This window comes from Microcoleus sp. N3A4 (genome assembly GCF_036701805.1).
GTDB lineage: Bacteria > Cyanobacteriota > Cyanobacteriia > Cyanobacteriales > Microcoleaceae > Microcoleus.
Genome location: NZ_JAUBRJ010000010.1, coordinates 49,801 through 70,984, shown reverse-complemented (window position 1 = coordinate 70,984; position 21,184 = coordinate 49,801). Strand labels below are relative to the sequence as shown.

General features: G+C 45.5%; 13 protein-coding genes. 5 read left to right on the top strand and 8 right to left on the bottom strand.

Features of this window, described 5'->3' with window-relative positions; genetic code table 11:
• Positions 1 to 248 precede the first annotated feature (248 nt).
• Together QUA56_RS08415 and QUA56_RS08410 are read right to left on the bottom strand one after the other, a co-directional pair.
• Positions 249 to 992 (bottom strand): hypothetical protein, encoded by a 744-nt coding sequence (locus tag QUA56_RS08415; protein ID WP_333355748.1) that lies wholly within the window; start codon positions 990 to 992, stop codon positions 249 to 251.
• 58 nt (positions 993 to 1,050) lie between these two features.
• The gene (locus tag QUA56_RS08410) at positions 1,051 to 1,218 is read right to left on the bottom strand and encodes a hypothetical protein (protein WP_333355745.1); all 168 of its coding nucleotides are present in this window, start codon (positions 1,216 to 1,218) and stop codon (positions 1,051 to 1,053) included.
• Between the two features lie 272 nt (positions 1,219 to 1,490).
• On the opposite strand from QUA56_RS08410, the gene QUA56_RS08405 reads away from it, so the two are divergent.
• Positions 1,491 to 7,403 (top strand): AAA family ATPase, encoded by a 5,913-nt coding sequence (locus QUA56_RS08405; RefSeq protein WP_333355742.1) that lies wholly within the window; start codon positions 1,491 to 1,493, stop codon positions 7,401 to 7,403.
• A 355-nt stretch (positions 7,404 to 7,758) separates the two neighbouring features.
• Here the strand turns inward: QUA56_RS08405 and QUA56_RS08400 are convergent, their stop codons facing one another.
• The 3 genes from QUA56_RS08400 to QUA56_RS08390 form a co-directional block, all read right to left on the bottom strand.
• Positions 7,759 to 8,964 carry a glycosyltransferase family 2 protein gene (locus QUA56_RS08400; protein ID WP_333355739.1) on the bottom strand — a complete coding sequence of 402 codons (1,206 nt, stop codon included), beginning with the start codon at positions 8,962 to 8,964 and terminating at the stop codon, positions 7,759 to 7,761.
• 426 nt (positions 8,965 to 9,390) lie between these two features.
• Positions 9,391 to 11,022 (bottom strand): polysaccharide biosynthesis protein, encoded by a 1,632-nt coding sequence (locus QUA56_RS08395; RefSeq protein WP_333355734.1) that lies wholly within the window; start codon positions 11,020 to 11,022, stop codon positions 9,391 to 9,393.
• Positions 11,023 to 11,596: 574 nt separating this feature from the next.
• Entirely contained in the window at positions 11,597 to 12,883 is a 1,287-nt protein-coding gene (locus tag QUA56_RS08390) for a PilT/PilU family type 4a pilus ATPase (protein ID WP_333355731.1), read from the bottom strand.
• Between the two features lie 282 nt (positions 12,884 to 13,165).
• Between QUA56_RS08390 and QUA56_RS08385 the strand changes: the two genes are divergently transcribed.
• From QUA56_RS08385 to QUA56_RS08375, 3 genes are all read left to right on the top strand, one after another.
• Positions 13,166 to 14,320 (top strand): DUF58 domain-containing protein, encoded by a 1,155-nt coding sequence (locus QUA56_RS08385; RefSeq protein ID WP_333355728.1) that lies wholly within the window; start codon positions 13,166 to 13,168, stop codon positions 14,318 to 14,320.
• A gap of 86 nt (positions 14,321 to 14,406) precedes the next feature.
• Positions 14,407 to 14,622, top strand: a complete 216-nt coding sequence (locus QUA56_RS08380) for a hypothetical protein (protein ID WP_333355725.1) — start codon at positions 14,407 to 14,409, stop codon at positions 14,620 to 14,622.
• Positions 14,623 to 14,661: 39 nt separating this feature from the next.
• The gene (locus QUA56_RS08375) at positions 14,662 to 17,274 is read left to right on the top strand and encodes a chloride channel protein (RefSeq protein ID WP_333355722.1); all 2,613 of its coding nucleotides are present in this window, start codon (positions 14,662 to 14,664) and stop codon (positions 17,272 to 17,274) included.
• A gap of 224 nt (positions 17,275 to 17,498) precedes the next feature.
• Here the strand turns inward: QUA56_RS08375 and minE are convergent, their stop codons facing one another.
• The 3 genes from minE to minC form a co-directional block, all read right to left on the bottom strand.
• The gene (gene minE / locus QUA56_RS08370; RefSeq protein WP_333355719.1) at positions 17,499 to 17,870 is read right to left on the bottom strand and encodes a cell division topological specificity factor MinE; all 372 of its coding nucleotides are present in this window, start codon (positions 17,868 to 17,870) and stop codon (positions 17,499 to 17,501) included.
• Positions 17,871 to 18,084: 214 nt separating this feature from the next.
• Positions 18,085 to 18,891, bottom strand: a complete 807-nt coding sequence (gene minD, locus QUA56_RS08365; RefSeq protein WP_333355716.1) for a septum site-determining protein MinD — start codon at positions 18,889 to 18,891, stop codon at positions 18,085 to 18,087.
• A 228-nt stretch (positions 18,892 to 19,119) separates the two neighbouring features.
• The gene (gene minC, locus QUA56_RS08360; protein ID WP_333355713.1) at positions 19,120 to 19,923 is read right to left on the bottom strand and encodes a septum site-determining protein MinC; all 804 of its coding nucleotides are present in this window, start codon (positions 19,921 to 19,923) and stop codon (positions 19,120 to 19,122) included.
• Positions 19,924 to 20,141: 218 nt separating this feature from the next.
• Here minC and QUA56_RS08355 point away from each other — a divergent pair, with 218 nt between their 5' ends.
• Complete coding sequence (locus tag QUA56_RS08355) at positions 20,142 to 21,071, top strand: ADP-ribosylglycohydrolase family protein (protein WP_333355710.1); 930 nt, start codon at positions 20,142 to 20,144, stop codon at positions 21,069 to 21,071.
• Positions 21,072 to 21,184: the final 113 nt, after the last annotated feature.

Genomic DNA, 21,184 nt, shown 5'->3' with positions numbered 1-21,184 from the left:
TTCTCTGTCCAAGTGTGAGCAATATCCAGATTCTCTGTCCAAGTGTGAGCAATATCCAGATTCTCTGTCCAAGTGTGAGCAATATCCAGATTCTCTGTCCAAGTGTGGGTCATAGTCGGTGCTAGCTCATTGATCGCAGTTGAAGAATTGCTGTTAACTTCTGACATGATGAGTCTCCTTGTAAGTAATAAGTTTTGTCTGATGAAGATTGCCTAGTTCTAAGAGTTAAAACTTTGACATCTGGTAAGCTACCCAGCTTTTAAAGGTTGCAAAATATCGCTGGTTTTGGCAAAAGGTTGCTCAAAACTATGCGTTTTTGCATAAACCAGAAGCTCAGCCGTCAGTTCGGTGAAAACTTCAAACAACTTCTCAACTATTTTAAAAGCCTCTTGACGAGTCTCTTCTGTCAGTTGTATGTTTTTAATCAATTGACCCCCTTCCGGCGTCCCTGTAGTATGACCTGTTTCCACTGCTAAGTGAAAATAGCCAAAATAAAGCAACTCCTTTTGGGTAATTGTTCGCAGTTCTTGGGCAATTGGTGCGGCAGTTGAAAAGAAGACATTACCGGTTGCTTCTATCACTTCCAAGATTGCTAGCTTCGCGATCGGACTAGCTCCAAAAGCATATCGAAAAATTTGATGTGTTACCCACCGCGAAGCTTTTGTTTCTTCATTCCAGAGAAAATTCAAAGTATCGCTGAACTTCACGGTATTGTTAATACCGAGTGTTTCCAAATCTTCCAAAAACCACAACCAGTGATGATCGTCTTCATAAGTATGATTGTTGACTATTGCCTGAAGTGGATCGTTGGTTGGTTCTTCTCGGAAGACATACTTGTTAAATTCACCAAAGCTCATAACGAAAGGAGCAACGCAGGGAGCGAAAGCTAGGCGCTGTCTTGGGTTTATACTGTTGTCCCGCATAAACTCAAATAGCCCAGATTTAGCAAATTCTTGCTTCTTCTTTTCAATTAAAGTTAATACTTCTTTCATCGTGAGCCACCTGATTTCGTTCAATAGGCTAATGACTTAATCACAAGATGTATGTGAGTTAAATCACATACATCTTGTGTTTTAGATCGCAGAGAATTGTGTTCTCGATCGCGTAAACCTCCGTTTTCAAGCCCACAGCGTCCCATTCGTTCTTGGTGACAAGGCTCAAACATCGAGCTAAACCTTGAATCGATCGGGATTTGTCGGTCAGGTGTACGATCGGCATAACCGACTTGTTACAATATTGTAATGCTCAACTGCGTAAAGTGTCATACCGCACATCTCAGCGAAATCTCCTAGCAGATGTGCTGTTGTCAGCCAGTTTACACGCTTTAAACCTTTAAGCATCGACTTACCTTGAAAAATACAGAATAATTACTTAATTTTAATGTATCTAAAGTTATATAAACATCTAAAAATACTTAAGTACCGTCCGCCCGCGCCCCGATCGACATCAAGGGCGAGGTTAACCCAACACTTCGTCAGAGAATCAAAGCCATGAATGCACTTCCCGGTTACAAAATCACAGAAGTTGTTCAAGTTGGTGTGAAGTCCATCATTTATCGCGCAGTCAGAGAGTCAGATCGAGCGCCAGTCATCATTAAAACACTCAATACCGAATATCCCACAATAGAAGAAATTACCCGTTTGAGACATGAATACAAAATTAGCTCAAATCTCAAACTCGAAGGGATTGTCAAACCCTATAGCTTAGAAAAATATAAAAACAGTTTCGCTCTGATCTTAGAAGATTGTGGCGGTCAATCTCTCAAAGACCATCAAGCGGGTAAAAGTATTAAAATTAAGAATTTTTTGCGTCTGGCTATTCAAGTGACTAAAACTCTCGGAGAAGTGCATCAAAATCAGATTATTCATAAAGACATAAAACCCTCAAATATTATCATTACCTCAGATTTTAAACAAGTAAAAATCACCGACTTTAGCATGGCAACGCGCCTATCTAGAGAGGTGCATCAAAATAGCAATGCTACTGTGTTAGAAGGCACTCTAGCCTATATATCCCCAGAGCAAACTGGTCGGATGAACCGCGACCTCGACTACCGAACTGACTTGTACTCTCTAGGCATCACGTTTTATGAAATGCTCACAGGAGTGTTGCCCTTTAATTCAACCGACCCCTTAGAATTAATTCACAGTCACATTGCAGTGACGCCAGTTCCTCCCAGTCAACTAAACAGTGAAGTCCCGCAGATGGTTTCATCCATTGTCATGAAACTATTAGCTAAAAATGCCGAAGACCGATATCAAAGTGCCTTTGGAGCAAAAGCAGACCTGGAAAATTGTTTAACCCAGCTACAAAATACTGGCAAAATCGAAAATTTCATGCCGGGGATACTTGACAAATCCGGTCAATTTTTGATTCCCCAAAAACTCTACGGCCGCACACAAGAAGTCGCTGATTTGATGGCATCTTTCGAGCGAGTCAGCTTTGGAAAAACTGAAATGGTGTTGGTAAGCGGTTACTCAGGCATCGGTAAAACCTCAGTTGTCAGTGAAATTCACAAACCAATTGTACGCCAGCGGGGTTATTTTATTGCTGGCAAATTTGACCAGTTTAAGCGGGATATTCCTTATGCTGCAATAACTCAAGCGTTTGATTCATTGATGCAGCAGTTATTAACAAAAAGCTCAGAAGAGTTGGCAATTTGGAAAGAAAAGCTTTTGTCAAAGCTGGGTACAAACGGTGAAATTATTATTGATGTTGTCCCTTCTTTTGAACTAATAATTGGTTCGCAGCCTGCTGTTCCACAATTGGGGCCTGCAGAATCTCAAAATCGCTTTAATCGATTCTTCAAAGAATTCCTGAATGTCTTTGCCCAAGCAGAACACCCATTAGTTTTATTTTTGGATGATTTGCAGTGGGCCGATTTAGCTTCCTTAAAGTTGATTCAAGAATTAGTTACTGACCGGGATAGCCGATATTTTTTAGTGATAGGAGCCTATCGAGATAACGAAGTAAATTCGACTCATCCGTTAGTTCAAACGGTCGAAAAAATTCAACAGACTGGTGCTCAGGTGCATCACATAATCCTCCCATGTTTAGATTTGAGCAGCGTAACTGAGCTAGTATGCGATACTTTGGGTAATGAAACTGAAAAGTTAAAGTCTTTGACAGAGTTAATTTTTAATAAAACTGGCGGAAATCCATTTTTTATAACTCAACTTCTCTCAACTATTCACTCAGAACAACTGTTAGTTTTTGATTTCACTGTTGGTGCATGGCAGTGGGACATCACGGAAATTGAAGCCGCTGGCATTGCCGATTACAGTGTCGTTGAATTAGTTGCTCGGAATCTGAAACAACTGCCGGAGGAGACGCAGCAAGTATTAAAATTAGCTGCTTGTATAGGCAACCGTTTTAGTTTAGAAAATTTGGCAATTGTGAGGGAAAAATCCGGCTCGGAAACGGCGGCGGATTTATGGGATGCGCTGCAAGCTGGTTTAATTCTGCCAATGAGCGATGCTTACAAAATTCCCCTGGTTGATGAGGAAATTGTGAAAACACACCGGACGGGCGGGACGCCCATCCCACAAAACAATCAAAATCATCCCGCAATTATGCAACGCTCAATTTATTACAGGTTTTTCCACGATCGCGTACAGCAAGCCACCTATTCTCTGATCCCTGACTCCCAGAAACAACAAACCCACTTAAAAATCGGCACCCTGCTGCTGAATTCAACTCCGGCATCGGAGATAGCAGAAAATATCTTTGATATTGTCAACCAACTCAATATCGGGGTGGAATTCATCACAAATCAACAAAAGCGAGATGAACTAGCTAACTTTAATCTTATAGCTGGCAAGAAAGCTAAGAGTTCTGCCGCCTATGAAGCAGCGCTCAAATATTTTAATGCAGGTATAGAACTTCTACCAGAACAAGCTTGGGATATTCACTACAATTTAATCATTGAACTTCATCTCGAAGCGCTGGAATCGTCCTATATAAATACCGATTTTGAGCGAGCGTTCCAGCTATCAAATGTTATTATATTCCTTGCCAAAAACTTGCTAGAAAAAGTCAAAGTTTACGAGCTAAAAGTTGTTTTCTACTTTAATCAAAATCAATTCCAAGCTTCGATAGATATAGCTATAGAAGCTTTGAAATTGCTGGGAGTTTACATCTCTAAAAAACCGACTAAATTTAATATTATTATGGGGCTAATACGGACAAAATTAGCTGTGGGAAACACACAGATTGAGGATTTAGCTGATTTGCCGCCAATGACTGACGCTAATAAAATTGCGGCTATACGGATTTTAACAAAAATGACTCCGGCTGCTTTTGTAGTAGTACCCAATATGTTCCCACCGATTATATTTAAAATGGTTACACTTTCTCTGAAATACGGGAATGCACCGCTGTCTAGTTTCGGCTATGCAAACTACGGTACGATGCAGTGTGGGGTGTTAGGCGATATGGATTCTGGATACCGATACGGTCAAATGGCTCAGGCACTTTTAGAACGATTCAACACCAACTTGTACAACTCTCAAATTTCACTAATTTTTAATATTTTTATCCGTCCCTGGTCTGAACAGGTCAGGGAAAGTCTTATCGGTTTACTTGAGGGTATTCAGAGCGGACTAGAAACTGGAGATGTCAACAATGCTTGTTATTGTGCTAGTTTTTACAGCAATTATATATTTTTGAGCGGCGAACCTCTGGAGTCAGTCGAGACTAAGCAGAGTCAATATATTCAAATGTTGGTGAATTATAAGAATGAATTTATGATTTATCAAGCCAGAGTTGCGGCGCAAGTAGTCTTAAATTTGCAAGGTAAAACAGCAAATTCTAGTTTATTAGTTGGCGAAAAGTTTAATGAAGAAACTATGCTGCCAGCTTTAAAGGAGAGTCAAAATAATCTGGTAACTTTTGTAGTGTATTTGTATAAATCATGGCTGCATTATGTATTTAAAGATTATGCTAAATCGGCTGAAAATGCCAGGACAGCATCAAATTACTCTGAGGCTGTGATGTCCCTGATGTATGTTCCCCTCCACAATTTTTACTATTCTCTAGCGCTCTTAGCTTTGTATCCTGCAGCTTCAAAAAATGAACAGAAAAAACATTTAAAAAAAGTGGCTTCACTTCAGAAAAGAATGAAGCATTGGGCTTTGAATTCTCCGGGCAATTATCAGCACAAATATGACTTAGTAGAAGCAGAAAAAGCGCGAGTATTGGGAGAATATGAAAAAGCTGCTCAGTATTACGATCGAGCGGTGATCGGAGCATCGAAGAATGAATACATCCACGAAGAAGCGCTAGCAAACGAACTAGCCGCAGAATTTTATCTGGCTTGCGATCGAAAAAAAGTGGCTGAGATTTATCTGATAGATGCTTACTACGGCTATATTCATTGGGGAGCAACCGCCAAGGTCAAACATTTGGAGTCCCAGTATCCGATGTCTTTGCCCCCTGCATCGGCGACAAAACCGAGCGGCGATCGAACTATTACTAGCACTAATTATAGCACGAGCAACAGTCACAACAGTTTATTAGATTTGACAACTGTTGTGAAAGCATCTCAAGCGCTATCTAGTGAAATTGTGCTGGACAAGTTGTTAGAAAAATTAATGAAAATAGCGGTCGAGAATGCTGGGGCACAAAAAGGTTTTCTGTTGATGCCCAGAGCAGGAAAATTGGTGATTCAAGCAGCGGCATCGGTGGAGTCTTCAGATATTGCAGTTGAGCAATGTCCGACAGTGGCTCCAGCGGAGGTTTTGCCAATAACGGTGATTAATTATGTTGCAAGGACGCACTCTGATGTAGTTTTAAGAGAGGCGGCTACGGAAGGTTTATTTACGCATGACCCCTATATTAAAGGGCAGCAAGTGAAATCGGCGCTTTGTACTCCGATTGTGAATCAAAGCAAACTCGTAGGTATTCTTTATCTTGAAAATAATTTAACTTCAGAAGCGTTTTCTCCAACTAGATTGGAGATTTTAAAAATACTTTCTTCCCAAGCGGCTATATCTCTGAAAAATGCAGTGCTAGTTGCTAATTTGTCGGCGGCGAAGGAACAGTTGGAGGATTATTCGCGGACGCTGGAGGTGAGAGTAGAAGAGCGCACGCAGGAATTAAAGACTAAAGAAACAAAGCTGCAAGAAGCTCAAAAACTCGCGCACCTGGGTAACTGGGAATTTGATTTGGAGGGGGATAAATTAACTTGGTCTGATGAAGTATTCCGAATTTTCGATCGCCATCCTCAATTACTAGAGCCGAGTATTTTAGAACACAAACAGCAGATTCATCCAGATGACTTACCGCTTTGGTTAGAGCAATTAGAGGAAATTGTTCAGTCAGGAAATCCTTGTGAGTTTGAGTTGAGATTTTGGCGACCTGATGGAGTTCTCAGATATATTTTTGTTAAAGCACAAGCTATTTTTGATACTGGTAAGGTTGTTAAGTTATTTGGGACTATCCAGGACATTACGGATCGCAAGTTGGCGGAGGATGCTTTGCGGCAGTCGGAGGCGCAATTGAGAGAAAAAGCGTCACAGTTAGAAGTTACTTTGTGCGAATTACGCTCGACCCAGAGTCAACTAATTCAAACTGAAAAAATGTCTTCTTTGGGGCAGTTGGTGGCGGGTGTTGCTCACGAAATCAACAATCCCATTAATTTCATTTATGGCAATGTCATCCACGCTAGCGATTATAGCTCGGATTTGCTAAGATTGATTGAGGTTTACCAGAAGTCTTACCCAAATTCTACTCCTGAGATTGTCGATCAAACAAAAGATATCGATCTTTGTTTTATTCAAGAAGATTTGCCCAAAATTCTGAAATCGATGCAGGTTGGGGTCGATCGCGTTCGCAATATTGTGCTGTCGCTGCGGAATTTCTCGCGCCTGGATGAAGCCGAGATGAAACCCGTGGATATTCACTCCGGGATTGATTCAACTCTGCTAATTTTGCAGCACAGGTTGAAAAAGGATGCACTCGGACATGGCATTGAGGTAGTTAAAGACTACGGTGAACTGCCGAAAGTAAATTGTTATGCTTCTGGGTTAAATCAGGTGTTTATGAATATTTTGAGCAATGCAATTGATGCGGTGGAGTTAGCAGTTGAGCGACGCGAGACAACTGCAAAACTAGAAAATCCTTTATCTCAAATCTTGGAGCGAAAGATTCAGATTCGGACTGAGGTATGCGACAAAAACTTTGTGAGAATTTATATTGCTGATAATGGCCCTGGGATGACAGAGGAAGTACGATCGCGAATATTTGACCCTTTCTTTACTACAAAAGACGTAGGTAAAGGTACTGGTTTAGGGTTGAGTATCAGCTATCAGATTGTGGTAGAGAAACACGGCGGGAAGCTAATGTGCATTTCCGCACCGGGTGAAGGGACTGAGTTTGCGATCGAAATTCCGGTGGAGCGGTGAGCTTTTACAGCATATTCGGTGGTTCGTGAAGTACACTATAAAGCTATATTGTGCGGTACGTGTTATGTAGGGTGCGTCGCTGCGGAGCAGGTTCAATGGAACTTGCAGATTGATGCGTGGCGACGCACCTTACTTACGACTCTTATTGTATGTACCGCACATACATGGAATATGCTGTATTAAGTTTTTATTTTTATATATAGCCTTTCTCAAAAAGATGAGGTATGACTGACAGCTTACATAACCACCCAGACGCTTGAGGGCCCAAGCCCAACTACGTACCTCATCTTTCTGAGAACCGCTATAATGTTTTTTAACCGCAGATATCTGCGGTTAAACAATCTCAATCAAAATATTAAACATCGCGTTCTGTTCGCACCCATTTGGTTTGGCGCTTGAGCAGAAAACCCAGATACAAAGGGATTTTCCAGAGTATGTAAAAAGGTACGGATAACAAAGTGGAACCGGAAATGTCGGCACGCCCAAATTTAGCCCAAGCGCTGACAATTGAAATTAAAATTAGCAATCCTTGTAGTCCTAACAAGACGGCCGGAATTGGAGATGTTCCGAGGGTTGCTGCTAGTAATGAGGCGACAAAAGCTGCTAGCCAGATAGCGACTAACAGCGAAAGGGGAGGGACGGATAAGTCAAGGGCGATCGCCAATAAGTCAAAACGTTTTTGCTCGACAGATGCTGCTGTCAGCCGGGGAGTTTGAGTTAACAATGTTTGTATGTGACCGTGTTCCCATCGGGTTCTTTGACTTTTGGCTGCTTGCTGCTGCTGCGGCAAACACCCGGTGACGTTGGCTTCGGGGCAGAAAACGGTTGGATATCCGGCGATCGCCAAATCCAAACTCATCTGCATATCTTCAACAATATTGCTGCTGGCTAGAGTAACCGATCGAATTATCGACCAGGGAAAAGCCATGCCAGTTCCTGTTAGCAATGATGGAAATCCTAACTGTTTTAATCCGCTGGGACGGACTAAGTTTTTCACGAGAAAGGCTAAAGCAGAAATTGAATCTTTCGGAGTAGGATTGGGCGGCTGTTCCATGAGATAAGTCGCTTGCACCGGTCTTTGTTCGGCAACTGCAACCCGGGCTAATTTTTCTATAGAGTCTGGCTGACAGATGCAGTCTGCGTCAACCATGATGACTACTTCTGGGGGGTCGGATTCGATCGACTGCAAGCCGAAATCCAGTGCGTATCCTTTGCCCTTGCGCTGTGTGTCTTGGCGCTCGATCGCACTTGCACCGGAGTTACGGGCGATTTCTGCCGTGGCGTCCGTGCAGTTGTCAGCAATCACTAACAGGCGGTCTTGAGATGTTAGCTGCGGCAATATGGTAGAGATGGTGGCGGCAATTCCTGCTGCTTCGTTGTAAGCGGGAATTAAAACGGCTACTTTGGGGCGGGGCGCTTTTGTTTCCGCTGTGGGGCGGAAGCCGGAGAAGAAAGCTGCACTGCATTCTAGAAATAGAACTGCAACGGGAATTAGAAGGATCAGGGCGATCGCCCACAGCACAACATCAATAAATAGGAACAGTAGCTGATTAATTTCCACAATTCTAGTACCTTAATTTAATTTACTGATTTCGTTGAGTTCATTTAATAAAATTGCCCCTTTGTTAACTCAATGCACAAAGCTATCTAAAGTACGATCGTATCATGCTCTGAAAAAATCACCTTTGTTGTAAAGACTTAAGTCCTCATAAAACTACTAGGACTGGCGTCCTCACTACCAATTAATTTGATGGCGGTTGTTTGATTCAGAAATAATATTATATCATATCGATTCTGACAATGTTAAGTAAATCAATTTAATTAAACCTCAAACACGCCCAGACTGGAGAAACCCGGTTTCTAAAAGAAACCAGGTTTCTGGGTGTTCTGTTTTTAATCAACTAAACACTTAGGCGATGTTTAACTGATTCATCCCCTGTGGGTTGCCAGTCAGGAAGCAATTTCCAAACTCAAAACTATTTTCAAGCTACGCTGCATCCCGGACAGCAACAGGTTCAGATTTTTTGACGCTGAACTGTGCGGTGGGTGCAAATTCTCTGAGATATCTCGACACCGATCGCAAATACCCCACTTCTGCTTGAATAGAATCCAGCGTCGAAAGACTCTCAACTAAGTCATCAAATTCATCAACAGTAACTCCAGCACTGTGCAACACTTCTCGATCGAGTCTGCCGTAAATTCCTTGCAGGAGGAGTTCGATAATCTCGCTGTAGTCAGCGATTTCCGTTCCGTAACCTTGCAATTTCTTCGGATGGATTCCCCACTGCAAAATCTTCAACAAGTCTTGGGGGGAACTCCACGCAAAAGAGGAAGCAATCACTTTTTTTTCCGCTGCGACAAGAGCGTGCTTGATTTGCACTTCCGGGAAATCTGGATCGCCGATTAAGCTTTCCAGCTTCGACACTTGTTTATCTAACACGCGCAAAGAAAAAGGAGCTAATTCTACACTCACCATGTCGCCAGCATCGTCAACAATTCTAAAAGGATCTTCCAGAACATTAATTAGGAGGTGAATGTCTGTAGGTTTTTTCCAGTCAAACTGTCCAAGGAAAAACGGTTCTTCGTATCCCGGCAAAAGTCCTTGAAAATAAATCGGCAGATTTTTGCCTGATTCAAGAATTTTATAAAGAGCTACTTCCAAGGTTTCTGTCGGCCACCCGAGATTACTCACTGCGACAAATTTCAGTTTTCCGGGAACGGACACAACCAGTGAATTCAGCAATAAATGTACGGCTTCGACAAGATTTTGAGCGGTTACGTAGCGGTGGGGAGCGTGAACGTTGACTGTTTTACCTTGCTGTACTTTTTTGGACATTTGCTCGCAGAACAAGCTATTTTCCAACATATGAGTAAAGCGAACCATCCCGTAAGTGACATTTCCTTCTTGAGCTGCTTTGGCAAATTGCCATTCGGCAAACTTCTTCGAGGCGGCGTAAACTTCGGTTGTAAAATATCGAGATGTTTTGCCTGTGGAAGAGAAGATGCAGTGTTCTATGCCGTATTCTTCGCACAGTTGGATGATGTTTTTACATCCTAACAGGCTGGTTGTAACTGTTTCTCTGATTTTGATTTCAGCTAGTCCGGGTTGGCGTTGGGCTGCTAAGTGAAAAACAATTTCTGGTTTTTCTACCTCAAATATGTGTTTCAGCGCCTCGAAGTTGCGAATGTCAACGGCATAGAAAGTTACTGCACCTTCTCTGGTAAAAAGCGGGAGATTTTCTTCGGGGTTTTGACATCGGGCGTTGTCTGCAGAAATGATTTTAGTTGCGCCTAATTCGAGGAGTTTGGCGATTAAGAAACTACCGACACATCCTTCTCCACCGGTGATGAGGATGGTTTTTCCTTTGATTTTGCTGCTGACTGCGGATGTGTATAGGTGAATGGTGCGATCGCGCACGTCGCTAAAAGGCTCGTTTTCTAATTGTCCGTCGGCTTGATAGGCCGAGATTAGCTGTGCGGTGAGAGTTTGTAAGGCCGCTAGGATTTCAGGATGTTGCGGTTCCGGGGAACCCGGGGGAACTAGCTGCTGGATGCGATCGATGATTTCTGCTTTGCTGGCACCTTCAAACACTTCTGAGGGGTTAAATGCACTCTTCACTTTTTTGGCTCCTTTAAATTATAGAAACACGGTTGCTGATAAGCGAGTTGTTAAACAGGTTTTCGAGGAACAGAATCTTTAAAAGTCTGCTTGGTTTTAGGATTTTTTAGACTGAAAGCCACTGAACCGGAAAGACACGCGCTCGGCTCTGCTACTAATTGCTTGTATTAAGCCTACTTGTAGTTTTATTAAGCGCTTTTTTTACCTGCTTACTTTGGCGATCGGCTAAATCGGAACGTTCTCTGTCCAAAATTTGTCTCTACAACTATAAACTTAGGTTGCTGACTGTTGGCAATACTCTGAACATATCTTTACGATTTCTTTGCAATCACCTGCGAGTTTTCACGCTATTTTAAAGTTAATGTAAAGTAGAGCGGCGTTTAAAAAACTTAACAATACACTAGAAATTGATTGTAGCATTTTACAACTTAATTAAAATGTATTTTTCAATACTAAATATAGTTAAAATTTAAGTAAAAATACGCACAAAAGCGCCAAATATTTCGGTCTGCTGAAAAGATTGCTACTTGATGGGTGGGGTAGTCCTGCTGTACCTACCCCTGTATGTGTGCTGCTACCTGGCACGAACGGCGCGTTCTTTTTTGCTGCCTTCAAAGCCGCGAGCGTCCGCAGGATCGTAGCCTCCTGTCCGCAAGCGACGGTCTAAATCGCTGGCTTCAGGAGAAGTTTTTGCTGCTTCTTCGATCGTCACTCTGCCTTCAAGCACCAGTTTGTAAAGACCCTGGTTGATAATCTGCATTCCTTCGTAAGTATCGTGTTCCATCAACCGGAAAGCTTCGTCATCAGCACCTTTCATCAAGTAATCGTGCATGGCAGGTGTATTCACCAAAATATCGTGAACTGCTACCCGACGGTTGTCAACTGTTGGCAGCAAAAGTTGGGCAATTACCGCTACTAAAGAATCGCAAATTTGAACCCGCATCGCCTGTTGTTCCTCGGGCGGGTAGAGGTTCAACAATCGGTTAATAGCGTTAATGGCGCTGCGAGTGTGGAGAGTTCCCAATACTAAGTGACCGGTTTGAGCTGCTTGCAAAGCTGTATTGATGGTAACGCGATCGCGCATTTCCCCGATCAGAATCACATCGGGGTCTTCCCGCAAAACAGCCCGCAAAGCCTGTTGAAACTCGTGGGTATGCAAGCCGACTTCCCGCTGGCTGACCAAGCATTTTTTAGAAGGGTGAATGAATTCGATCGGGTCTTCAATTGTAACTACGTGCTTTTGCTCCATCTGATTGAGGTGGTCGATCATCGCAGCTACTGTTGTTGATTTTCCCGAACCGGTAGGCCCAGTAACCAATATTAATCCCTGCGATCGCAAAATGATATTTTTGAGAACTTCTGGCAACCTCAAGGAATCGATAGTAGGTATTTCCAAACTGATCAACCGCAATACTATGGCACCGCCGCTGAGGGAATCAAAACAGTTTAGCCGACACCGCACGAAGCCCGGGTAAAAAATTGCTGAATCTAATTCCTTGGTAGTTGCAAACTGTTTTCGCTGTTCGGAGGTGAGAATTTCGGCTAAATAATGTTCAAAAATTTCTGGCGTTACTTTAGGGTGGCTGGTTGCTACTTGCATGACGCCCCGAATCCGAAATCGAGGTACTTGGCCGACTCGAATGTGAATGTCGGAAGCGCTCGCTGCATGGGCTTCTCTGACCATTTGCTCGATCGTGCTGACGGGTGTCTCGACTGGCCGCTGCTGCTGCTGGGCTGGGGGCGCAGCAGGCGCGGGTGCAGGAGGCGCGGGTGTTGCAGCCAAGGGCGGCGGCGGCGGCGGTGTTCGCCGGCGGGCTTGAGCCTCTGGTTGAACGGGTGTAGGATTGTTTAATGGGTTCATTTTTGGGTCTCCAGTCAGTCTATTTTAGATTTGAGATTTGAGATTTGAGATTTACTCCACAGATTAATCTGGGAGCAGGAACTAGAGTCTAAAATTTGGGGATCGACCCTGACTGAGTGTCGGGGGCTTGTATCCGTTTTTGGGCGGGGTGAATGTAGATTTATTGCGAAAAAATGCCCGATTTCTAATCTAATGGCTCGCAGCTAATTCGGTGCTAAATCCTGAGAATATTTTACAATTAGGCTTGATGGGGCGATCGAGTAATTAACAATTGCAACTCCTATGAACATCGGTCACAAAATTGCCGACTGGCTCGAAAATCGCGCTGTTACCCCCGCCTACGCGGGTTGGCTGCTCTTGGGGATGACGGTTTTCTTTTTTGGGTCTGCGACCAATACAATGTCTGGGTGGCTGTACGCGCTTAGCGGTGGGGGTTTGGCGCTGTTGGGAGTAGCGGCGGTTTTGCCGGGAAAATCGCTCCGTTCCTTGGAAGTCCGCCGCCGCCCGATCGAACCGGTGAGTGCGGGCGATCGAATCACCGTCGAACTAGAAATCGAAAATAGCGCCAGCGAACCTAAGACTCTGTTGCAAGTGGTAGACATCTTGCCGTTTGTACTTGGAGAACCGATCGTCCGCCCGATCGAGGTCATAGAGCCTAAGAGTATGTACGCGAATACATACTACCTGGAAGTCCGGCAGCGCGGCGTCTATCGGTGGCAAGAGGTAAACTTGAGGACGGCAGCGCCTTTAGGCTTGTTTTGGTGCCGGCGCAGCCGCCCGGTGAAAGCTGTGGCGGTTGTCTATCCGCAGGTTTTGCCGTTGAGCTCTTGCCCTTTGATCGATCGCATCGGTCAAGAAGACAGCCCGGAATTTTACAATCGCAGCCGATCGCAAACTGCTACCGAAGGTCTCACCCGCAACCTCAGACCTTACCGCCACGGAGACCCCACCCGTCTGATTCACTGGCGCACCAGCGCCCGCTACGGAGAACTGCGGGTAAGAGAGTTAGAAGTTGCAGCCGGCGGTCAAGAAATTATTATTGCTCTCGACAGCGCTGCGGCGTGGCAACCAGAAGAATTTGAACGAGCCGTAACTGTAGCTGCATCCCTGTACTTCTATGCTAGCAAGCGCCTGTTAAACGTCAAACTTTGGACTGCCGGGACTGGACTCGTATCGGGGAACCGGGTAGTTTTGGAAACTTTAGCGGCGGTTAATGCTGGGGAAGATGCGATCGATCATCGATCGAAACTGCCGATAATTTGGCTGACTCAAAACTCTGCAACTTTAAGCACTCTTTCCCCTGGCAGCCGCTGGGTACTTTGGCCGAGCGCCACTGGTGAAACAGGCGAAAAAATGTTAGTCAAACACGAGTTACCAGGCTTAGAAATTCGCTCCGACCGACCCTTAGAACTTCAGTTAAAAGAAAGCATTTCATAAACTTGTTGAGGCTACGCTCGTTAAGAATGAAGAGCGGAGCCGCTTCAGTCAGAATAAAGCATTTTTATAAATTTGTAGAGATAAGTATGAAAGACGAATTTGATGACAAAGAGAGAAAATTCGCTCCCGCCGATCGCTCAAACCAAATTTTTGGGCGAACAGAATTATATTTATTGCTGCTGCTGTTCGCTGGTGGCATTGCGATAGACTACTGGTTTAGTCATCACCCACATCAGCTTTGGCGATCGCCGACCCAACAGCCTGCGGATCTAAATCCAGAGTCCCCCAAACCGCTGCTTTAACCGGCTATCGTCAACGCCTGCACTTTCCCCAAAGGCAAAATGATACGCATCGGAAAACTTATCTGGAGCCGCTTTTCGCATCTGCTGTTGCGTCCCAAGCGATTGGCAATTTTTGAAGCCTGCCTGATTGGGCTAGTGTCGGGACTGGCTGCGCTGTTGTTGGCACAAGGAGTTGGTTGGCTCGGCGGCTGGCGGCAGCAGGCAACGCATTTAATCCCGGCGTATATTGCGCTGCCCTCGATCGGAGCGCTAGGCGGATTCTTGTCTGGATTGATTGTCGATCGCATGGCTCCCGCCGCCAGCGGGAGCGGCATGAGCGAAGTAAAGGCGGTACTCGCAAACGTTCCGATGCCTTTGAATTTGCGAATTGCCCTAGTAAAGTTGGTCAGCGCCACCCTCGTACTCGCTGCCGGAATGCCCCTCGGACGAGAAGGACCGACGGTACAGATTGGGGCAGCGTTAGCGAGTCAACTGAGTCGATGGTTCCCAACTTCACCGGATCATCGCCGTCAGATCCTCGCTGCTGGTGCCGGAGCTGGACTTGCAGCCGCGTTTAATGCGCCGATCGCAGGTGTTTTATTTGTGGTCGAAGAACTGTTGCAAGACGTGTCAGGAATCACCTTGGGAACCGCGATCCTAGCTTCGTTCATCGGGTCAGTTGTCGCTCGGATCAGTGGTTCGCACAATCTCGATTTAGACCTGCATCTTGTTGTCTTTAATACCAGCTTTTCTGCTGGTGAGATTCCGTTTTACCTGCTGCTGGGAATTCTAGCAGGCGGACTTGGCGTGCTGTTCAATCGCTCAATCCTGACAAGTTTGACGTTGTACCGCCGCTTTTTCCATGTCAGCTTACCCTGGCGAATCGGATTTGCTGGACTGATCGCGGGAATTGCACTCGCCGCCTTACCAGATATATTTCGAGACAATGCCGGACTCAAAGAACTCCTCTTAACCGGAAATGCAGACTGGCAACTTGTGGCGATCGTCTTTTGCATCCAGTTTTTTCTGATCGTCGTCACCTACGGTTCTGGCGCACCGGGCGGGTTGCTGATTCCCAGCATGGTACTCGGTGCAGCGTTAGGATACCTCGTAGGAGTCGCAGAACACCAAGTTTTGGGTTTAAGTCTGGCAACCACTTATGCACGGGTTGGGATGGCGGCATTTTTCTGTGCGGTTGCTCGCACTCCGATTACTGCGGTAATCCTGGTGTTTGAGATGACGACTGACTTTAATTTAGTGTTGCCGCTGATGATCGTATCTGTGACTTCTTACTTGATTGCAGAATTGCTCGATGAGGGTTCGCTTTACGATCGCTTACTCGCCTTTAAAGGCATTCACCTGACGAAAGAAACGAGCGCTCAAGATCCTTGGACAGATCTAACTGCATTGGATGTGATGCAGCCTAAAGTAGAAACGCTTTCTAGTCGAATTCGGCTCGAAGAAGCGTTGCAGGCGTTTTCTCAGTCTTCCCACCGCACGTTTCCGGTGGTAGAAAACGGCAAGCTTGTCGGCATTTTAACTCAAAAGGATATTGCCAACTTTTCTGCACGAGGATTGAATAGCGAGAATCTCGTCAGCGATCTGATGACACCAGATCCCGTTCGCATTCACCCAGAAGATACGCTTGCCTACGTGCTGCATTTACTCGACCGACACAATCTCAATAGTTTACCTGTGGTGGAAGGACGGCGATTGGTTGGTATTATTACCCGCACCGATATCATTCACGTTGAAGCAGCTTATCTCAACAGCGAAAGTCTCGCTCAACCCAAGGTAGAACGAGCTCGGATAATTTACCAAACCCGATCGCCCGAAACGGGAAAAGGGCGCATCCTCGTGCCGTTGAGCAATCCCAAAACTTCCCTGACGCTGTTAAAAATGGCAGTGGCAATTGCCCGCGATCGCAACTATGAAATTGAATGTTTGCAGGTGATTGTTGTGCAAAGACATCACGGGCTTGCAGAAACTCCAGTAAAAACGGCGGAGGGTCAAAAGCTACTAAAGCAGGCAACCCGTTTAGCTCAAGCGTGGCAAATTCCGATCCATACCCAGATTCTAGTGGCGCATGATTTGTGTGGTGCCATTCTCCAAACGATCGAAGAGCGACATATCGATCTTGTCTTAATGGGGTGGAAAGGCAGCACTACAACACCGGGGCGGGTATTTAGTCGAGTTGTCGATACTATGATTCGACAAGCTGCTTGTCAAGTGGTGTTGGTGAAGTTAAGCGATCCAGCAACATTTGAGCGGTGGTTGGTGCCAATGGCAGGCGGACCCAATGCCGAGCAAGCAGTTCGGTTGCTACCTGCATTGATTTCTCTGAATAAAACCGCACAAGTCAGATTATTTCATGTATACGATGCTTCTGAGCAGCGCCAAGCTGGTAATGCTGGTTTAGAACCAACTGAGCAAGTCTTGAAAGCCGCCGCTCAGTTTCTCAATCTCCAAGTGAATACTTCTGTCTTGACGACTTCTGTGTGTGCTGATTCTGTGCCTGTGGCAGTGTTGAGTTATGCCAAACTCGATCGCAGCGATGTGATTGTTTTGGGTGCGAGTCGAGAAGGATTGTTGCAACAGGTAAAACAAGGAAATATTCCAGCGATGATTTCTCGCCAAAGCAACTGCAATGTGATTTTGGTGAGAGCATTATGAAGCTGGAAACTCAACAACAATTGAATCGTAGAGCGATCGTTCATCCGGTGATTTGTTCGGATATTCAAACATTTTGTATATAAACGAGAAGAGTTTTTGAGGGAGCATCTCAGTTTTGTTTTTGTAGCGATCTTCAAGAACTCGCTTGGACAAAACTCGCGATCGCTTGCGAGCTCGCTATCAAATAAAAAAAATATTTTTACCAAGGCGAAAATGCACCCCTGTTAATCTCTAATGTCGGGGAGATTTTCGACTACATACTCCGGTACATATTCGGGTCGATTCTCTGGCAGATTTTGGGGCAAATTCTCGGGAAAATTCCCCGGTGGATGTTCGTGCCTGACTCGCCTGATCGGGAGATTTGCGATCAGTGCTGTGGCCCGCTGGTCGCTCTCCAGCGAGAACTCAGACCCGGTGGTATCGATTTCCACGTAGCGAGATACCACCTCTAGAATTTCTCGGCGCATCGACTCAACCATTTCTGGGCTGAGTTCTGAGCGATCGTGGGCTAGAACCAGTTTGAGGCGCCGTTTTACCTCGTCGCGGCTGTTGTCAGGGGTGCGCGGGAAAAGTCGTTCGAGAAGTGTATGTATCATGGGTCGGGCTGATTTGTCAAGGGTTAGGCATAGAAAACGTTATACGATTTTCGATTTTCGATTTTCGATTTTCGATTGGGAATCACTCATTCCCTAATGGTTTGGAGTTGACCTACAGTTTCATTATTTTTGGGAACTGGTGTCACTTGGGGAAATCTCGGCTAGTTTTTGTGATGGAGTTGCTGCTGTTAAAGACCGATCGCCAATCAGCACATCACATAATTTTAGTATTTAAGAACTTGCGGAGGCGAGTAAAGAAGTTTTCCCGACGGGGATTGATATCTAGAAATTCAACTTTTTCGCCTTCTAAGCGGCGGGCAATATTGTCGAAGGCAGTTCCAGCTAAAGAGGCCGTTTCCGACAATACTAATGGTTCGCCTCGGTTGGTGGAAACGATGACGCGCTCGTCGTCGGGAACGACGCCTAACAGCGGAATGGCGAGGATTTCCCGCACGTCTTGCACCGACATCATATCATTTGCCAGCACCATTGCGGGTCTGATCCGGTTGACGATCAGGTTGATTTTCTTGACGTTGTTGGCTTCCAGCAGGCCGATGACTCGATCGGCATCGCGGACAGCAGCAATTTCGGGAGTGGTGACAATGATGCCTTCTTGAGCCGGGGCGATCGCATTTTGAAAACCTTGTTCAATTCCAGCAGGAGAGTCAATCAAAATATAGTCGTATTTTGCTCCCAACATCCCCACAAGCTGCTTCATTTGCTCGGCGCTAATGGCATCTTTCATCCGAGTTTGGGCAGCCGGCAACAGCACCAAGCGCGGCTGTCGCTTGTCTTTCACCAAAGCTTGCTCTAACCGACACTCTCCTGCGAGAACTTCTAATGCCGTGTAAACAATCCGATTTTCTAAGCCCAGCAGCAAGTCCAAATTTCTGAGACCGAAATCGGCATCAATTACAGCAACGTTGCGCCCCCTCTTAGCTAAAGCCATGCCGAGATTGGCTGTGGAGGTGGTTTTTCCTACCCCGCCTTTCCCTGATGTAACAACAATAATGCGAGCCATAAGCGATTTTAGATTTATTGGGAATTAGTGATTGGCAATTGGCGATTGGTAATTGGTAATTGGTAATTGGTAATTGCTAACAACTAACAAATAACAACTGTCAACTGTCAACTAACCATTACCCCCGATTAACTGCGATTTGTCAAAATTGGTAACAACTAACAAATAACAACTAACAACTAACAACTAACAACTGTCAACTGTCAACTGTCAACTGTCAACTGTCAACTAACCATTACCCCCAACTAACTGCGATTTATCAAAATCAGAGGCTCTGCCGATCCTAATCCCTTGAGGTGTCACGTAGGCGACTTCCGGGAAAAACTGAGCGGGTGAGGTTTCTGGGCCTCTGGCAACATACTTAGCAATCCTAATCACCATCGGTTCCATCTGCAAGGTCATAATCACGCTTTTGGTGTTGCCGCCGGCACCGGCGTGAACGACGCCCCGCAAACGGCCCCAAACTAGGATATCGCCTCCGGCGATGACTGAGCCGCCGGGATTTACGTCTCCCAAAAGTACGACGGTGCCTGGATGGCGAATTTCTACGCCCGATCGCACTGTCATCTGCAAATATAAAGGTTCCGCCAGCGATTGCGGTTTTTCGGCGGAGGCTTGATTCAGGGAAGAAACCGGAGGCTGCTGTTCTACACAATAACCTGCCGTAGCTGCGGCAACGGCGGTTTGGCGGCGGTTGGTGTGGACTCGTTTGAGTTGCAGTTCCACTTCAGATAGGGCATCGGCGATGGATTGCAGTTGGCGGATATCTAAAAGTCGATCGTTCCCCATCAATTGTACTTCTGCGTTTGGCTGCCAAAAGCGTTCTCCTGCATTCAGCCTGACTTTTAGCTGCTGCCAAAGTTCAGTCCAAGTCGAGGCGGAAGCTGTTGCGGGTTCGCTGTTGGTTTCTGGGGGGAGTAGCAACAGTAGCTGTCCATCTTCTGTCTTGAGTCGGACTTGCAACTCTAAGCTGACTTCGGGTGTTGATTGAGGGGCGGCAGCAGCGGCTGCGGCGGAGGCATCGGGTGTCATGGGACAGTTTGATCTCGGGTAGGGACAGGTTAACATCAATATTAGCTCGATCGGTCTTTTGGCTCAGCTTCGTTTGCGAACAAGATTTTTTTTATTAACCGCAGAGGGCGCAGAGGACACAGAGAAAGAGAATAGAGAGGAGAAGAGAGAAATAGTTTTGACAAGCTATGATAATTCAATAATAACGTGCTTACTAATTATTAATTTTCAATTACGTTATGCAGCAAATAGAACGTTATCGCGGCAGTCTTCTCGGTTTAGCAGTTGGCGATGCTCTCGGAACAACTTTAGAGTTCTGTCGCCCAGGAACGTTTGCGCCTATTAACGATATGGTTGGCGGCGGCCCGTTTCGATTGCAACCGGGTGAGTGGACGGATGATACTTCGATGGCGCTTTGTTTGGCTGAAAGTTTGATGGAGAAACAAGGTTTCGATCCAGTCCATCAGTTAGAAACATATCTGCGGTGGAGTACAGACGGACATTTGAGCAGCAATGGTGAATGTTTTGATATTGGCAATACGGTGCAACAAGCACTTTGGAAGTTTGAAGATACAAGAAAACCTTACTGCGGTTTTACCGATGCTCAGACTGCTGGAAACGGTTCGATTATGCGCTTGGCTCCCGTGCCTTTGTTTTATGCTAAAAATCCTTTAGAAGTCATAGAAAAATCTGCCGAAAGTTCGAGAACTACTCACGGTGCTGCTACTTGTGTGGATGCTTGCCGCTATTTTGGTGTTTTAATTGCGGGGGCTGTGAATGGAGTTGCTAAAGATGTGTTGCTTTCGGAAAGATATTGTCCGATTTCGGAATATTGGGCAGCAAATCCGCTGGTGGCAGAGATTGATGAGATTGCGGCGGGTTCTTTTAAACGGCGACAACCTCCTGAAATTAAAGGTACGGGTTATGTTGTGAAGTCTTTGGAGGCGGCACTTTGGGCGTTTTACAACAGTTCTTCTTTTGCGGAAGGCTGTTTGTTGGCTGTGAATTTGGGCGACGACGCGGATACGACTGGTGCGGTTTACGGACAGTTGGCGGGGGCTTTTTACGGAGAATCTGGTATACCGGAAAAATGGCGATCGCAATTGGCGTATCTCCCTTTAATAGCATCTTTCGCCGATCGACTCTTGACTTTATCTCGATCGATCTGAATATTTACCACAGTTTTCCACTGCATGGCAACAGAGTAATCGGTCATCGGTAATTGTCAACCGCTAAAGTGCGACTAATGACCAAGAATTTCAAAGGTGGTACCCGCCACGCG

Bases quoted from the DNA above. Each gene is read 5' to 3' on its own strand.
- QUA56_RS08415 (WP_333355748.1), bottom strand. From the start codon at position 992: ATGAAAGAAGTATTAACTTTAATTGAAAAGAAGAAGCAAGAATTTGCT.
- QUA56_RS08410 (WP_333355745.1), bottom strand. From the start codon at position 1,218: ATGCCGATCGTACACCTGACCGACAAATCCCGATCGATTCAAGGTTTA.
- QUA56_RS08405 (WP_333355742.1), top strand. From the start codon at position 1,491: ATGAATGCACTTCCCGGTTACAAAATCACAGAAGTTGTTCAAGTTGGT.
- QUA56_RS08390 (WP_333355731.1), bottom strand. From the start codon at position 12,883: ATGAACCCATTAAACAATCCTACACCCGTTCAACCAGAGGCTCAAGCC.
- QUA56_RS08385 (WP_333355728.1), top strand. From the start codon at position 13,166: ATGAACATCGGTCACAAAATTGCCGACTGGCTCGAAAATCGCGCTGTT.
- QUA56_RS08380 (WP_333355725.1), top strand. From the start codon at position 14,407: ATGAAAGACGAATTTGATGACAAAGAGAGAAAATTCGCTCCCGCCGAT.
- QUA56_RS08375 (WP_333355722.1), top strand. From the start codon at position 14,662: ATGATACGCATCGGAAAACTTATCTGGAGCCGCTTTTCGCATCTGCTG.
- minE (WP_333355719.1), bottom strand. From the start codon at position 17,870: ATGATACATACACTTCTCGAACGACTTTTCCCGCGCACCCCTGACAAC.
- minD (WP_333355716.1), bottom strand. From the start codon at position 18,891: ATGGCTCGCATTATTGTTGTTACATCAGGGAAAGGCGGGGTAGGAAAA.
- minC (WP_333355713.1), bottom strand. From the start codon at position 19,923: ATGACACCCGATGCCTCCGCCGCAGCCGCTGCTGCCGCCCCTCAATCA.
- QUA56_RS08355 (WP_333355710.1), top strand. From the start codon at position 20,142: ATGCAGCAAATAGAACGTTATCGCGGCAGTCTTCTCGGTTTAGCAGTT.